The organism is Bacteroides sp. DH3716P, assembly GCF_025914115.1.
Taxonomy (GTDB): domain Bacteria; phylum Bacteroidota; class Bacteroidia; order Bacteroidales; family Bacteroidaceae; genus Bacteroides; species Bacteroides ovatus.
This window is the reverse complement of the sequence record NZ_CP083673.1, coordinates 4,147,910-4,163,761: the sequence shown is the minus strand read 5'-3', so window position 1 is coordinate 4,163,761 and position 15,852 is coordinate 4,147,910. Positions and strand designations below refer to the sequence as shown.

The 15,852-nt window shown below is 43.4% G+C and carries 13 protein-coding genes; 6 read left to right on the top strand and 7 right to left on the bottom strand.

Annotation, left to right across the window (positions count from 1 at the left end; translation table 11 throughout):
* Positions 1-163 precede the first annotated feature (163 nt).
* From KQP79_RS15710 to rhaB, 7 genes are all read right to left on the bottom strand, one after another.
* On the bottom strand, positions 164-4,189 hold the full coding sequence (locus tag KQP79_RS15710; protein WP_138343208.1) for a two-component regulator propeller domain-containing protein: 4,026 nt from the start codon (positions 4,187-4,189) through the stop codon (positions 164-166).
* Positions 4,190-4,300: 111 nt separating this feature from the next.
* On the bottom strand, positions 4,301-5,200 hold the full coding sequence (locus KQP79_RS15705; RefSeq protein WP_004304986.1) for an AraC family transcriptional regulator: 900 nt from the start codon (positions 5,198-5,200) through the stop codon (positions 4,301-4,303).
* A 175-nt stretch (positions 5,201-5,375) separates the two neighbouring features.
* Complete coding sequence (gene fucO / locus KQP79_RS15700) at positions 5,376-6,530, bottom strand: lactaldehyde reductase (RefSeq protein ID WP_004299884.1); 1,155 nt, start codon at positions 6,528-6,530, stop codon at positions 5,376-5,378.
* A 19-nt stretch (positions 6,531-6,549) separates the two neighbouring features.
* On the bottom strand, positions 6,550-7,359 hold the full coding sequence (gene rhaD, locus KQP79_RS15695) for a rhamnulose-1-phosphate aldolase (RefSeq protein ID WP_061448003.1): 810 nt from the start codon (positions 7,357-7,359) through the stop codon (positions 6,550-6,552).
* A gap of 93 nt (positions 7,360-7,452) precedes the next feature.
* A complete protein-coding gene (gene rhaT / locus KQP79_RS15690; RefSeq protein WP_008776397.1) occupies positions 7,453-8,472 on the bottom strand; it encodes an L-rhamnose/proton symporter RhaT in 1,020 nt (339 codons plus the stop codon).
* A 3-nt stretch (positions 8,473-8,475) separates the two neighbouring features.
* Positions 8,476-9,732, bottom strand: a complete 1,257-nt coding sequence (locus KQP79_RS15685; RefSeq protein WP_061448002.1) for an L-rhamnose isomerase — start codon at positions 9,730-9,732, stop codon at positions 8,476-8,478.
* 49 nt (positions 9,733-9,781) lie between these two features.
* Entirely contained in the window at positions 9,782-11,239 is a 1,458-nt protein-coding gene (gene rhaB / locus KQP79_RS15680; RefSeq protein WP_061448001.1) for a rhamnulokinase, read from the bottom strand.
* A gap of 235 nt (positions 11,240-11,474) precedes the next feature.
* Here rhaB and KQP79_RS15675 point away from each other — a divergent pair, with 235 nt between their 5' ends.
* The 6 genes from KQP79_RS15675 to KQP79_RS15650 all read left to right on the top strand — a co-directional run.
* The gene (locus tag KQP79_RS15675; protein ID WP_004310466.1) at positions 11,475-11,948 is read left to right on the top strand and encodes an arginine repressor; all 474 of its coding nucleotides are present in this window, start codon (positions 11,475-11,477) and stop codon (positions 11,946-11,948) included.
* A 27-nt stretch (positions 11,949-11,975) separates the two neighbouring features.
* The gene (locus KQP79_RS15670; RefSeq protein WP_004299851.1) at positions 11,976-12,554 is read left to right on the top strand and encodes a GNAT family N-acetyltransferase; all 579 of its coding nucleotides are present in this window, start codon (positions 11,976-11,978) and stop codon (positions 12,552-12,554) included.
* 13 nt (positions 12,555-12,567) lie between these two features.
* A complete protein-coding gene (locus KQP79_RS15665) occupies positions 12,568-13,776 on the top strand; it encodes an argininosuccinate synthase (RefSeq protein ID WP_008645222.1) in 1,209 nt (402 codons plus the stop codon).
* Positions 13,773-14,741: an N-acetyl-gamma-glutamyl-phosphate reductase gene (argC, locus tag KQP79_RS15660; RefSeq protein WP_004310469.1), complete on the top strand. Its 969-nt coding sequence runs from the start codon at positions 13,773-13,775 to the stop codon at positions 14,739-14,741. The genes KQP79_RS15665 and argC overlap by 4 nt, the downstream gene beginning before the upstream one ends.
* Positions 14,741-15,151, top strand: a complete 411-nt coding sequence (locus tag KQP79_RS15655; protein WP_004310471.1) for a four helix bundle protein — start codon at positions 14,741-14,743, stop codon at positions 15,149-15,151. The genes argC and KQP79_RS15655 overlap by 1 nt, the downstream gene beginning before the upstream one ends.
* 38 nt (positions 15,152-15,189) lie before the next feature.
* Positions 15,190-15,852, top strand: a 663-nt coding sequence (locus KQP79_RS15650) for an aspartate aminotransferase family protein (RefSeq protein WP_264386538.1), incomplete at its 3' end; no start/stop codon positions are given.

Genomic DNA, 15,852 nt, shown 5'->3' with positions numbered 1-15,852 from the left:
ACCCGGTCTACCAAATGAAAGTGTGTGCGGACACACCTAACCAAAGAAAACTCAAGTACAAGCTGGCATTATCCAACGCCACAAAAGTATCGCATTTGAATATATTGCACCCTATCGAATTGTTCGTTTTATCTAGTCTAAAAATTCAGATGACTTATTTTAATCACTTCACAGAGGGTTCGGAGGAGGTATTATGAGCTTTTCGGTATTGCGTAGGAGCAATATCAAAAAGTTCTTTAAAGCATTTATTGAAGTATTGAGGATTTCCAAATCCTAACCGGTAAGCAATATCCGATATATTCATTTCCGGAGAATTCTGCAGAAAATATGCCGCTTTTTTCAGACGCAGATTCATGATAAAATTATTTGGCGTACTTCCCGTGATACCTTTTATCTTCTGGAATAAGACAGTACGTCCCACCCCCATCTCACGTGAGAAGACATCTACACTGAATTCGGGATTTTCCATATTATCTTCCACTACCTGCGTCGCTTGTTCGATAAACCTCTGATCGAGTTCATTCGTTGCAATCTTCTCCGCTTTGCTATCCAGCTGATGGGCATATTTATTCTGTAAAAGTCTGCGGGTATTAATCAGATTATTGCATTGCATCACCAGCCGCCGCATATTAAACGGCTTCACCACATAAATATCCGCTCCAATTCTCAATCCTTCCAATTCACGTTCCGGCGCACTAAGGGCAGTCAGAAGAACGACAGGGATATGGCAGGTTTCTATATTGTTCTTGATCTTGGCACATAACTCTGTTCCGGGCATTCCGGGCATCATGATATCCGAAATAACCAGGTCGGGTTGCATTACCTTTACTTTCTCGTACCCTTCCTTGCCATCACTTGCTGTTTCAACCGTATACAACGGAGAGAAGATATCTACAAGGATATTTCTGATTTCTTCATTATCATCAATCACCAGTAATTTACAGTCAGTAGTCCCGCTTTCACTTTGGGCTGACTGCACCTCTTTAACCAGCAGTTCTTTGTCTTCCGAATAATAAATATATTCCTTATCCTGCTCCGGTTCAACCCGGGCGACAGAAGAATCAAAGTGAGCATCCCCTTTTTTCAGAGTGACCTTAAAACAAGAACCTTTTCCCAGCTGACTTTCTACTGTTATATCTCCCTGGTGGGCTTTCACAATACCCTGACTCAAAGCCAGCCCGATACCAGTTCCTCCATACTGTCCTATATTCTCAACCTGATAGAACCGCTCGAATATCTTAACATAGTCTTCCTCGGATATTCCCGCACCATTATCGGAAACGGAAAACATACATTCCTCCGTTCCATCAGCCAATTCCATACGGATAGTTCCACCGTCTGAAGTATATTTAAAAGCATTAGACAGCAAGTTATTAACCACCTTCTGTATTTGCATCCGGTCTCCCCACACGAGGCATTGCTCGCAGTCGGCATGCAAAACAAACGAAATATTCCTGTTAGCAGCCAACTCCTTAAACAATACATAATGCTCTTTGAGCAAAGAATATAAGTCAAATTGAGAAACTTTCAGTTTCAAAAGTCCCTGCTCCTGTTTCCGGAAATCAAGCAACTCCGTAATCAATGATTTCAGGTTACCTGCATTTTTATGTATATTCAACAGTTTCGAATAAGCATAGGTAGACAATTTGCCGGAATTCAGCAACAGATCAACCTGCCCTAGGATAAGAGTGATCGGAGTTCTGATTTCATGCGAGATATTCGTGAAGAAACGAAGTTTGGATTGATTCATCTCTTCAATGTATTGTTTCTCGCGAAGTTCAAAATCCAATGAAGTTTTCAGGAACAGACGGATTCTATATTCTCTCACGATGAAGAATAGAATAGTCAGAATCACGCATACATAAATAGTATAGGCCCACCAAGTAGCATAGAAAGGTGGCGTAATCGTTATATCCAGCGATCTGATTACTTCCGGGAAGTTCTTCAGCCTGATCTCAAAGACATAATCACCCGGAGAGATATTTGTATAAGTAATGTCATTTCCCAGACGGTTCTCGCTCCATTCATCATTATACCCCATCAACCGATATTCTACCTCACCACCGCCTATATGCAGAAAATTATCTGTTGAGAAACCGATAGAAAACACATTTTGCAAGTAATTCAATTTGATCCGTCCGGTATAGGCAAAGGATTTATTTAAAATACCGGTTTGATCGCCTGTTGTTATCTCTTTGTTGTTGACATACAAATGAGCCAACTCCAGATCGTATATTTTCGGAGGATAATACAGACTACTTTCACGAATGGTTACCAATCCGGTAGCTCCTCCCATATAAATATCATGGTTGCGGGATACATGCATGGATTTCCGGTTCACAAGAGTCAGCGGGAATCCGGTTTTAGAATTGAAGTTTACCACTTTCCTCTCTTTCTGTTCCAGCATTGACAATCCATGCCCGGTACCAATCAATAAATTCCCGGAAGGGGTTTCCCCCAGTACCCTGATATTTTCTCCCGACAACACACTTTCAGAAGTATGTAAACGAAACAAACGTTCTTTCTTATCCAGCAAGAAAAGTCCGTTGCCATGTGTCCCTACCCAAATATTTCCCTTTCGATCTTCATAGATAACATTGACCAACTCTTTTTGAGATCTGACCCGTTTCTTCAGACTTATCCTATAGGTTTCAAACCGCTTTTCATCAATCACATAGGCTACACAACCGTCGTCGGCAGCAAACCATAATCTGTTTTTCGAATCAAGCAATAGGGTGTTATAATTATGTGTAAACAGTTCCTTCTGATGAAACAACACCTCGGATTTCAAGGTCTGTTTATCCAAACTCACAATAGCGGATGTTGTCCCGACATACAATTTACGAGGAGTATCCGCCAAGGCAAACAGGGCTTCTCCTACACTTTCTTCTCCAAGCGGTTCGAGATTATAGATATCATTCCGATAGTTATTAAGATGAAAACAATTCACCTTATTGGTAAAGTCGGCTGCAATCCATAAGCAATTATTAGCCTCATCAAAAACAACATCTTTCAGGTAGTCCGTACTGAAATGATATCCCGTATGCGCATTAAAATGCTTGAACTTTCCCTGTTCCGGTTGATATAAATCTAATCCCCCTCCTTCCGTACAAATCCAGATATTTCCGACTTTATCTTCTGCCATAGCACCGACCACCGGAAAAGACAATCCGGTGTCCGAAGCATGATAATGCACAAAATGCTGATATTCCGGAGAGAAGAAGTTTACCCCTCCCCAATAAGTCCCCACCCAAACAGTTCCTTGTTTGTCGGTATAAAGAGACGTCACCGAACGATTGGACATAGCACCCACCCGGTTAGGATCAGCCTGATAATGGAATATTTTCCCGGTAGCCACTTCAATCTTACTCAATCCACTTCTGTAGCCTACCCATATATTCCCTTCCAAATCCTGACATAACGCTCTCGCCATATCGTCCCGAACCGTGTAAACACTCTTATCATTATATTCATAGTGATGTATGATCGTACCTTGAGGTGAAAAACAGAAAACGCCCTGATCCTGCGAACCAATCCAGATATTCTGGTCGTTACTTTTTATCAGTTTCATCACTTTAATTCCGGGCAAGTGAAGTGACATCGATCCGCAAGTATCTACACGCATCACCCCACCCTCTTTCAAAGCAATCCAGAGACTTCCTTCGGAACCTTCCACCATCGTCGGGCCACTATCCGGCAGCTGCAAATCGGCATACATCGGTTTCAAGAGGCGGGTATTCTTATCGTATAAGAACAGTTTCCCTCCTTCTGCAATCCACACTCCCGTCTTTCCTTTGGCAAGAGTGGAGGGAGAAGTCACCGGAAGAATATAATATTTTTCTGTTTCAAGGTCGAACTGGAAAAGTCCGGTAGAGGTCAACAGGAAAAGACTTCCCTGACCGTCTTCCACCATTTGAGTCACATATAAATTACCATAACTGATAGAGTCGTTATGAAAGTGGTTGAAGACTTTGATGTGATTGCCATCGAAACAATTCAGCCCGTCCAGAGTGGCAATCCATATACGCGATTTCTCATCCTGGCAAATATCGCTCACCGTTATTTGCGACAATCCATCTTCCACACCCAATGTTCTGAACTTGTATTCCTGTGACCGGAGTGGAAATACAAATCCAAAAAGAGATAGCAGAATAAAAAAATGGATCTTAGATAGTCTTTGTTCGCGCATATCAAGAATGATGGTTTATAGCACACATTAATCTCGTCACAAAAGTAACAGTTTTTATGATATTCCCAAAATCAGAGCAAAATAACTGATAGATATAGACTTCACCCTATTTTATTCTTCCCGTCCGAACGAACGATATTCCAACGGGGTAAGCCCTGTACGTTTCTTGAAAAAAGAGAAAAAATATTCGGTAGACTGGAAACCCAGAAAAAAAGAAATCTCTTTCACGGATTGGGAAGTTCCTACTAACATTTGTTTGGCTTTACGGAGTTTCAATTCCTGGAAATATTTGGCGGGAGCATAACCAGTATACTCCTTGAAAACACGTCGAAACCATGAATAACTGATGTTAAGCCGCATTGCTAACTCTTCCGGATCTACATTACCGGAAACATTTTCATTCATGATGATTTTCGCCTGTTCTATCTTCTGATCCACATCACTCATCTCGAAAACTTTATTCTTGGAGACAGAAAGAATCATACCTATCATGTGGAGCACAATCCCGGAAAGATATTGTTGCGCAGAAATCTTATCCGCTTCAGCTACAGCAAGAGCACGGGAGAACAAGGAAACCAACTCTTCATTAATACCGATTTCCAATATTTGCTGCTCCTGCGACAAAAAAGCATCATTAACGATGGCATCTATCATTGGCCCCTCAAAGCCGATGTAATATTCCGTCCAACCAGTCTGCCGTAACGGGCGGTAAGTATGCCATTGCCCGGGAAACAATACCATCAGCCGGCCTTTACAAACCTGCTTTTCAGAAGTGGAATCGGATGAAAACAAACCACGCCCTTTTGTGATATAGACCAACTGATATTCGCGAAGCACCCTTCCTTTTTCCGCATTAAAAAAGTAACCGGAGGGATGCTCTTTCAATGGATAAGGTGAATCAGGAGGGATAGACTGATAGCCGACGGTATTCACCCACAGACCGAATTTACGGTCCATGTCATTTACAATCAGATATTTAAATTCCAATCCCAAACTATTATCCTCGATCATACCGATGTGTTTTCATGTAATTGAGTTGGACAAAAATAGGAATTATTTTCAGAAAAACACCACAGATTACACAGATTTACACAGATTTAATTCTTAAATATCGGCTTCCGATTAGAAAATAATCTGTGTAAATCTGTGTAATCTGTGGTGAAAAGAACTTCCGCAAAAACTAACTTTAGAAAGCTTTGCGATATAGAGCTTCGATATCTGCTACCGAAGTAGGACGAGGATTACCGCCTGTACAAACATCATTGAAAGCAGCTACAGCCAGTGCAGGAATATCTTCTTCCTTCACATTGATTTCATGTAATTTTTGCGGTATATTGATACTGGCAGAAAGTGCTTTCACCGCCTCAACAGCCGCTTTTACTCCCTCGGCTTCACTCATCCCGGTAGTGTCCACTCCCATTGCTTTCGCAATATGGATATATTTCGGAGCTGCCGGAGATTCAGCATTGTATTCCATCACATACGGCAACAATAAGGCATTGGCTACCCCATGAGGAGTATCATAGAACGCACCTAACGGATGCGCCATCGAATGAACAATTCCTAAACCGACATTCGAGAATCCCATACCGGCAATATATTGTGCCTGTGACATAGCTTCGCGGGCTGCCACATCTTTACCATTATCCACAGCTGCTTTCAAGTTTTGAGCAATCATTTCAATGGCTTTCAATTCGAACATATCGCTCATTACCCAGGCACCCGGAGTGATATAACTTTCGATGGCATGAGTCAAAGCATCCATACCGGTAGCTGCAGTCAATCCTTTGGGCATTGAGTACATCAGTTCAGGGTCTACGATAGCCACGGCAGGAATGTCGTTCGGGTCTACGCAAACCATTTTCTTGCGGGCATCTTCATCAATAATCACATAATTGATCGTTACCTCGGCAGCTGTTCCGGCAGTAGTAGGCAGCGCGAAAGTAGGCACCGCTTTGTGTTTGGTATCAGCTACCCCCTCCAGAGACTTCACATCCGCAAAATCCGGGTTATTCACAACAATACCGATTCCTTTGGCAGTATCGATAGAAGAGCCACCACCCAAAGCAACGATAAAATCGGCTCCGGAAGCTTTGTAAGCTGCCACACCGTTTTGCACATTTGCAATAGTAGGGTTAGCCTTTACATCGCTATAAAGTTCGTAAGGAATCTGGTTCTCATCAAATACTTTAATAATTTCAGCAGCCACACCAAACTTGATAAGGTCTTTATCCGTTACAAAAAAGGCTTTCTTAAAGCCACGTCTAGCTGCTTCCACAGCAATCACACTTCGGCATCCGGCACCGAAGTAAGAAGTTTCGTTTAAAATAATTCGATTCATGGTTGTGCTATTTGTTGTTTTATTTAGGCAGATTGAAAGCAACAGTCATTTCTTTCATCTGTTCCTGACTCATACCATCCGGCTCGAAGCCCATATTTTTCGCTGCGATATAGATGAGAGCCGATTTATTAAGTACATCGATCTGATCGAACGCCTGCATCGCATCGCAATCAACTGCAAATACACCATGTTTCTCCCACATCACAACATCATAATCCTGCAATTCCTTGATGGTAGCTTCCGCCAATTCTACAGAACTAGGCAATTTATAAGGAATGATACCCAAACCACGCGGGCAGAATGCCTTTGTTTCGGGAATCATACTCCATAACAAATTAGTAGCCACATCTTTTTCCAGGAACTTCGGACAATGTGTCATGGCAATCAGTTCGATCGGGTGTGTATGTACAGATGCTTTATAAGGAGAGTTTTTACTCAACAGGTCATTATGTACGCTCAAGTGAGAAGGCAATTCCGATGTCGGAGCCACAGCCTCGTCCGCAATAATTACGTAGCTGGCACAGTCATCCATAATGCGGATCACCGAACCATTCTCCATCGGCCAACGAGCTAAATCACGCATGCGTTTATTAGTTCCCTTGCAGTAGAAATAGCATCCTTTCAGATAAGGAAGAGTCACACCGATAGATTTAACTTCACTGATCGGTTTCATCTGACGAATTTCATCGTCTACAAACTCTGTGATATTAACAGTGATATTACCACCGTTACGTTCAGCCCATCCTTTCTGCCACAAGTATCCGGCAACTTCTGCTACCTTATTTACTTCTTTAGCAAGTCCCGGACGATTCTCTAAAATTGATTTCATTCTATATATAATTTTAATTAGGCATGGATTACACTGATTTTGCCGCAAGTTATAAAAAAACCGCGTAATCCATGTAATCCATACCTAAATTTTTTAAAACAAATTCGGGAACACTAATGAGAAGATAAGCACGATCAGACCAGCTATCAGCACAGTTATGGTCTTGTTTGACACACCTTTCCATTCTTTCAGAATAATTCCCCAAACATTACTAAATGTGACATTCAATGCCATCAAAATACACCAGGAGAAAGCCAGCAATACCGGACTTTCCGTAAGGAAACTCTTACCCATTTCCAGTCCGAAGAACTGCATGTACCATAATACGCCAGCCAACGCACAAAAAACTAAATTATTGCCCCAGACTTTTCCTTTAGCATAGTCACCCATTGATTTATTAGCCACATTCTGTTGCAGGCAGTAAACTGCATTTGTCAGGAACCCGCCAAATGTAACCAGGAAAATCACCGGGAGACCGGCGTAAAGTCCTTCCACTCCACCGGCTAAGGCAGCTTCCTTGATAGGTGTTCCTGCATCCAGTCCCAAAGCGAAGCAAGCACTCATGACACCGGCCAGGAGTGCAACCAGTAACCCTTTTGTCAATGCAAAGTCTTTTACAGCAGCACGTTTTTCTTCTTCGCTCATGTTTTGCGCACGCAAACTACCAGCATACCCGATAATAGCAATACCTGCCAACGTGATGCAAACACCCAACAAAAGAATCAGCCCGTTACCTTCAAACAAGTTTGTACCTGCAAAAAGAGCCGGAAGAAGGGTTCCGAAACCGGCACAAGTCCCTAATGAGATACTCTGTCCCAGTGCAACCCCCAAATAGCGCATGGAAAGTCCGAAAGTCAAACCTCCTACTCCCCACAATATACCATAAAAGATGCTCATTCCAGCACCTCCCGCTCCCCACAAGTCGAACAAACTGCTCTCTTGGGGTACACCCAGTAGTGAACCCAGAAACGGGAACACTAACCAGGCAAATACACCTTGTATTAACCAGAAGCTTTCCCAGCTCCATTCCTTTACCTTCTTAATAGGCACATAAGAACTGGACTGGCAAAAGCTACCGATGGCTATAATCAATAAGCCGATTAAAATTTCCATAACTTATCGTTTAGAAGTTACTTCGGCTTCGTACTTTTCAATTTCTGCAATGAAATCTTCACCTACAGGAACATTGTTCTTCAAGCAGAACATATCCCAAACAGCATTCCAAGGCAGCGCTTTTTCTTCTTCGAGCAGAGCCAGACGCTGGAATCCCTGTCCGTTTGCTTCGTATTCGCGCAATTTGGCAATCGGTTCGAGCAGAGCACGAGTCATACATTTCTGTGCAGCACGGCTACCAATTACATAAGCACCGATACGGTTGATAGATGCATCGAAATAGTCAAGACCATAATGTACACGATCCAGAGCACCGCAACGGACGATTTCGCTGAACAGATCCATAGTCGGGTCATCCATAATAGTAACGTGGTCTGAATCCCAACGAACCGGACGGCTTACGTGCAACATCAATTCAGGCACATAAAGCAACAGTGAAGAAACTTTATCGGCTACACTTTCTGTCGGATGGAAGTGACCGGTATCCAACGTAATCATCTTGTTACGAGAAGCACCATAACCAATATAGAAGTCATTAGAACCTACTGTATAGCTTTCCAGACCGATACCGAACACTTTAGATTCGATACAATCCTTCATATTCTTATATTCGGTAGCGAAGATCTGATCCAAAGAATCTTTCAGCAATGCACGATATTTCATACGGTTTACCGTAATATCCTTGCTTCCGTCATGTACCCATAGATTCATGATACACGGATCACCCTGTGCTTCACCCATTGCTTCTGCAACTGCACGGCAACGTTTTGTATGTTCAATCCAGAACTGACGGATGCCTTCATCGGGATTAGAAAGTGACAAATCACCTGATTTTGGATGAGAGAAAGAGGTAGAGTTAAAGTCAAGCTTCATGTTGTGTTCTTTACCCCATTCGATCCAGCTCTTGAAATGTTCCGGTTCTACCTCATCACGGTCTACCACCTTCCCCTGAAAATCTCCATAGATCTCGTGTAAGTTCAGACGATGAGTACCCGGAATATAAGAAGCAGCTTTCAAGATGTCAGCACGCAGTTCGTCAATATTACGAGCTTTGCCCGGATAATTACCAGTTGCCTGAATGCCTCCGGTCAATGAACCGGCCTGTACTTCAAATCCTGCAACGTCATCAGCCTGCCAGCAGTGAAGTGACAGATGAAAATCCTGCATCGTTTTCAATACTTTTTCGGTGTCTACACCTACTGCTGCATAACGTTCCACAGCAATCTCATACGCTTTCTGAATCAGTTCTTCTTTTTTCATGATATTCTATTAGTTTAAAAAATGATTATTCTGTCGGTTGTTCAATATATTATCGAACGCAATTCTTAAAATGAATATAAGCCGCATCCCAAGCTTCCGTATCTTGCGGCTGATAAGTTTTCAACGGGATAGAGCGATTGATTAACTGGCGCATACCGGCAACATCCGTCGCTTCGCCTGCTGCCATTGCCTGAATCATCACATTACCGATAGCTGTCGCTTCAGACGGACCGGCTACCACAGGGATTCCTATCGCATTGGCAGTAAACTGGTTCAGCAAATCATTCCGGCTACCGCCGCCAATTACGTGCAATGTATCAATCGGACGAGGAGAAAGCGAACGTAAATTCTCCAATACCTGACGATAACGCAAAGCCAGACTTTCAAAAATACAACGCACCACTTGTCCACGTTTCTCGGGAACTGCTTGTCCGGTAGCCCGGCAATATTCAGCAATGGCTTTTTCCATATCCGCAGGATTCGCGAAACAATCATCATCCGGATTAATCAGACTACGGAACGGCTCGCAAGCATCCGCCTCACTGATTAATTCAGGATAGCTTGTATCTCCCCAATTCAGACGACAACGTTCCAACAACCACATTCCACAGATATTCTTCAACAGACGGATGGTTCCTTCCACCCCGCCTTCATTGGTAAAGTTCAACGCTTCCGTTTCAGCATTAATCACCGGAGCATCCGTTTCAACTCCCATCAGTGACCAGGTTCCGCTACTCAAATAAGCAAAGTTGCGATCCAATGCCGGAACGGCAGCAACAGCAGAACCGGTATCATGGCCGGCTACTGCAATTACAGGAATTGCCCCCAGTCCGGTTATTTTTTGCACTTCTTCCGTCAATACTCCCACCTTTTCGCCGGGGAATACAAAACGTCCGAAATTCTTTTCACTCAATCCTACCGCTTTCAACAGCTCCGGTTCCAGACGACGTGTTTGAGCATTTACCAGCTGCGCTGTCGAAGCAATTGTATATTCCGTCACCATCTCTCCGGTCAGCATATAACTTAATGCATCCGGCATAAACAGAATTTTATCTGCCGCCTCCAATGCGCTGTCGTGATTGCGACGTAAAGTATCTAATTGAAAAAGTGAATTAAAATTCATAATCTGAATACCCGTTTTGCCATAGACTTCACTACGCGAAATACGGGAGAAAAGAGCTTCCGGGGCTCCTACCGTATGAGGATCACGGTACGCGTATGGCTGACGAAGCAAGTTACCGTCTTTTCCGACGCATACAAAATCCACTCCCCAGGTATCAATACCGATAGAAGCAATGGATTCGCCACGATGAGCCACCAACTTCAATCCGTCAATAATATGACGATATAATGCATAAATATCCCAATAGAAATGTCCACCCACTTCAATCAGGTGGTTAGGAAAACGATTAATCTCTTCCAGATTTAATCCGCCTTCAATGAAAGTTCCTAAGATTGTACGGCCGCTCGTTGCGCCCAGGTCGACTGCAAAAAAGTTTTGTTTCATGGTATTCTGTCTATATATTTAAGGTATCCATTTACCTACATGGCAAAGATAGGCGATTCCCTCCTCCCTTTCCTTATGTATTTTGATTGAAAGGGTATACATTTTGACACAAAACAAAAAAGCAGGCTCTCACCGTTTAGCATATTTTTCACTTTTATGCAAAAAAACTTTGGTTTTATGCATCTTTTCTCCGAAATAATGCATACTTTTGCACCGTTCTTAGAATAATTATACAATGAAGAAGAAAGCAAATCGGTTAGACGCCATCAAAATGATAATCTCAAGCAAGGAGGTCGGTTCGCAGGAAGAACTGCTGCAAGAGCTGAACCGCGAAGGCTTCGAACTGACACAGGCCACCCTCTCCCGCGACTTGAAACAATTGAAAGTAGCCAAGGCTGCCAGTATGAACGGAAAGTACGTATATGTACTGCCGAACAACATTATGTATAAACGTTCTACCGACCAGAGTGCCGGTGAAATGTTACGTAACAACGGATTTATCTCTTTACAGTTTTCCGGTAACATTGCCGTTATCCGCACCCGTCCCGGTTATGCGAGTAGCATGGCGTATGACATCGACAACAATGAATTCAGTGAAATTCTGGGAACCATTGCCGGTGACGATACAATCATGTTGGTGTTGCGTGAAGGAGTTGCCATCAGCAAAATACGTCAGCTTCTGTCACTCATCATTCCCAATATCGAATAATTATACCTATTATTATATAATAAAGAAATGGACACTCAACAAATAGATGTTATGGTAGCCGACGCCTCACATGAGGTTTACGTTGACACTATTTTGGAAACTATCAGAAATGCTGCCGCCGTACGAGGAACAGGAATTGCGGAACGTACACACGAATACGTAGCGACAAAGATGAAAGAAGGCAAGGCGATTATTGCTCTTTGTGGCGATACTTTTGCCGGATTCACCTACATCGAATCATGGGGAAACAAGCAGTATGTGGCTACTTCCGGTCTGATCGTTCATCCCGATTTCCGTGGATTAGGACTGGCAAAACGCATCAAACAAGCTTCTTTCCAACTGGCACGTCTCCGATGGCCGAAAGCAAAAATATTCAGTCTGACCTCCGGAGCCGCTGTCATGAAAATGAACACCGAACTGGGTTATGTGCCTGTCACCTTCAACGAACTGACAGACGACGAAGCTTTCTGGAAAGGATGCGAAGGATGTATCAACCATGATATTCTGGTAGCGAAAAACCGCAAGTTCTGCATCTGCACAGCCATGCTGTACGATCCGACAGAGCCGCGGAACATCAAAAAAGAACAAGAAAGAAATAACATTTAAAAGATACAGCACTATGGAAGAAAAGAAGAAAAAAGTAGTGGTGGCATTCAGCGGCGGACTGGACACATCGTTCACCGTCATGTACCTCGCCAAAGAAAAAGGTTACGAAGTATATGCAGCTTGTGCCAATACGGGTGGTTTCAGCGAAGAACAACTGAAAACAAACGAAGAAAATGCTTATAAACTGGGAGCAGTGAAATACGTGACGCTGGACGTAACCCAGGAATACTACGAAAAGAGCCTGAAATACATGGTTTTCGGAAATGTGCTGCGTAACGGTACTTATCCTATTTCTGTTAGTTCCGAACGTATTTTCCAGGCATTGGCCATCGCACGTTATGCCAACGAAATCGGTGCGGATGCCATCGCACACGGTTCTACCGGAGCAGGCAATGACCAAATCCGTTTCGATATGACTTTCCTCGTACTGGCTCCCAATGTGGAAATCATCACATTGACCCGTGACATGGCATTGAGCCGTCAGGAAGAAATTGATTATCTGAACAAACATGGTTTCAGCGCGGACTTCACCAAACTGAAATATTCTTACAATGTAGGTTTGTGGGGTACTTCTATCTGTGGTGGTGAAATCCTCGACTCCGCGCAAGGACTCCCGGAAACAGCCTACCTCAAACATGTTGAAAAAGAAGGCAGCGAACAGCTCCGCCTGACTTTCAAAAAAGGGGAACTGAAAGCTGTCAACGACGAGAAGTTTGACGACCCGATCAAAGCCATCCAGAAAGTGGAAGAGATTGGTGCAGCATACGGTATCGGCCGTGATATGCACGTGGGTGATACAATTATCGGTATCAAAGGCCGTGTAGGATTCGAAGCAGCCGCCCCGATGTTGATTATCGGCGCCCATCGCTTCCTTGAGAAATATACATTGAGCAAATGGCAACAATACTGGAAAGACCAGGTAGCCAACTGGTACGGTATGTTCCTCCACGAAAGCCAATACCTCGAACCGGTGATGCGTGACATCGAAGCGATGTTGCAGGAAAGCCAGCGTAACGTAAACGGTACGGCTATCCTCGAGCTTCGCCCTCTCTCCTTCTCTACCGTAGGTGTAGAATCGGAAGACGATCTGGTGAAGACTAAATTCGGAGAATACGGTGAAATGCAGAAAGGCTGGACAGCCGAAGACGCCAAAGGCTTTATCAAAGTCACTTCTACTCCGCTACGTGTTTACTATAATAACCACAAAGACGAAGAGATATGATTAAAGCAGGAATCATTGGTGGCGCAGGATATACAGCAGGCGAATTAATCCGTCTGCTGCTCAACCATCCGGAAACTGAAATCGTATTTATCAACAGCAGCAGTAATGCCGGAAACAGAATTACCGACGTACACGAAGGCTTGTATGGAGAAACAGATCTAAGATTCACCGACCAGTTACCTTTGGACGAAATCGACGTTCTCTTTTTCTGCACTGCCCACGGCGATACAAAGAAATTCATGGAAAGTCACAACATACCGGAAGACCTGAAGATTATCGACCTCTCGATGGACTACCGTATTATGAGCGACGACCACGACTTTATCTACGGTCTGCCGGAACTGAACCGCCGTGCCACTTGTACGGCAAAGCACGTAGCCAATCCCGGCTGTTTTGCAACCTGCATCCAGCTCGGTTTGCTTCCGCTTGCCAAGAATCTGATGCTGACGGATGATGTAATGGTAAATGCCATTACAGGAAGTACGGGAGCCGGAGTGAAACCGGGTGCTACCAGTCATTTCAGTTGGAGAAACAACAATATGAGTGTGTACAAAGCATTCGAGCACCAGCATGTTCCGGAAATCAAGCAATCACTGAAACAGCTGCAAAATAGTTTCGATGCGGAGATCGACTTCATTCCATACCGTGGAGATTTCGCCCGTGGTATCTTTGCAACGCTGGTAGTCAAAACCAAAGTAGCGCTGGAAGAAATCGTTCGTATGTATGAGGAATATTATGCAAAAGACTCCTTTGTACACATCGTAGATAAGAATATTGACTTGAAACAAGTCGTTAATACTAATAAGTGCCTGATACATCTGGAGAAACACGGTGACAAGCTATTGATTATCTCTTGTATCGACAATTTGCTGAAAGGCGCCAGCGGACAAGCGGTTCATAACATGAACCTGATGTTCAATCTGGAAGAAACCGTAGGACTACGTTTGAAGCCTTCAGCGTTTTAATGAAGAATGAAGAACGAAGAATGAAGAATTGCCACAATAGAACAAATTCATTATTGAATACAAAAAGCTATTCATTTGCACTTCGAATTGTACAAATGACTAAATATCTTCGAGAAATGAAACAAGAGTTCATCCTCAGCAAACAAATTCTTCGTTCCGGCACTTCTATTGGAGCTTCAATTCGAGAATCCGAATTTGCCCAAAGCAATGCTGACTTCATTAATAAACTAAGTATATCATTAAAGGAAGCTAATGAAACCGACTATTGGTTGAATCTTTTAAAAGATTCAGATTATATCGATTCTAATGCTTTTAATAGTATGGAGATTGATTGTGGAGAACTCATAGCTCTGCTTGTTTCTTCAATCAAAACTGCCAAAAATAATCAAATGAACCATGAAGTAACCTAATTCTTCATTCTTCATTCTTAATTCTTCATTTAATTATTATGAAATTATTCGACGTATATCCTTTATATAACATCAACATTGTCAAGGGCGACGGTTGCAAGGTATGGGATGAGAACGGAACGGAATATCTGGATCTCTACGGAGGTCATGCCGTTATCTCTATCGGACATGCACACCCTCACTATACAGCAATGATAAGTAACCAGGTGGCTAAACTTGGTTTCTACTCAAACTCCGTCATCAACAAGCTCCAACAAGAGGTAGCCGAACGACTGGGCAAGATTTCCGGTTACGAAGACTACAGCCTGTTCCTGATTAACAGTGGAGCCGAAGCGAACGAAAACGCTTTGAAGCTGGCTTCCTTCTATAACGGACGTACCAAAATCGTATCTTTCAATAAGGCGTTTCACGGACGGACATCTCTTGCGGTAGAAGCGACTCACAATCCTTCCATTATCGCCCCTATCAACAATAACGGTCATGTCACCTATCTCCCGCTCAACGATATTGAAGCGATGAAGCAGGAATTGTCTAAAGGAAACACATGCGCTGTTATCATTGAAGGAATACAAGGGGTAGGCGGTATCAAGATACCGACCCCCGACTTCCCCCACCCCCCCCGCACACCTCGCAGCCAGACCGCAACGCTCCTGCTTCTCGACGCAATCCACACCGGCCACGGGCCTCGCCGTCAACCCTTC

Excerpts from the sequence above, each read along its gene's own strand:
- KQP79_RS15710 (WP_138343208.1), bottom strand. The coding sequence starts at position 4,189 with ATGCGCGAACAAAGACTATCTAAGATCCATTTTTTTATTCTGCTATCT.
- KQP79_RS15705 (WP_004304986.1), bottom strand. The coding sequence starts at position 5,200 with ATGATCGAGGATAATAGTTTGGGATTGGAATTTAAATATCTGATTGTA.
- fucO (WP_004299884.1), bottom strand. The coding sequence starts at position 6,530 with ATGAATCGAATTATTTTAAACGAAACTTCTTACTTCGGTGCCGGATGC.
- rhaD (WP_061448003.1), bottom strand. The coding sequence starts at position 7,359 with ATGAAATCAATTTTAGAGAATCGTCCGGGACTTGCTAAAGAAGTAAAT.
- rhaT (WP_008776397.1), bottom strand. The coding sequence starts at position 8,472 with ATGGAAATTTTAATCGGCTTATTGATTATAGCCATCGGTAGCTTTTGC.
- KQP79_RS15685 (WP_061448002.1), bottom strand. The coding sequence starts at position 9,732 with ATGAAAAAAGAAGAACTGATTCAGAAAGCGTATGAGATTGCTGTGGAA.
- rhaB (WP_061448001.1), bottom strand. The coding sequence starts at position 11,239 with ATGAAACAAAACTTTTTTGCAGTCGACCTGGGCGCAACGAGCGGCCGT.
- KQP79_RS15675 (WP_004310466.1), top strand. The coding sequence starts at position 11,475 with ATGAAGAAGAAAGCAAATCGGTTAGACGCCATCAAAATGATAATCTCA.
- KQP79_RS15670 (WP_004299851.1), top strand. The coding sequence starts at position 11,976 with ATGGACACTCAACAAATAGATGTTATGGTAGCCGACGCCTCACATGAG.
- KQP79_RS15665 (WP_008645222.1), top strand. The coding sequence starts at position 12,568 with ATGGAAGAAAAGAAGAAAAAAGTAGTGGTGGCATTCAGCGGCGGACTG.
- argC (WP_004310469.1), top strand. The coding sequence starts at position 13,773 with ATGATTAAAGCAGGAATCATTGGTGGCGCAGGATATACAGCAGGCGAA.
- KQP79_RS15655 (WP_004310471.1), top strand. The coding sequence starts at position 14,741 with ATGAAGAATGAAGAACGAAGAATGAAGAATTGCCACAATAGAACAAAT.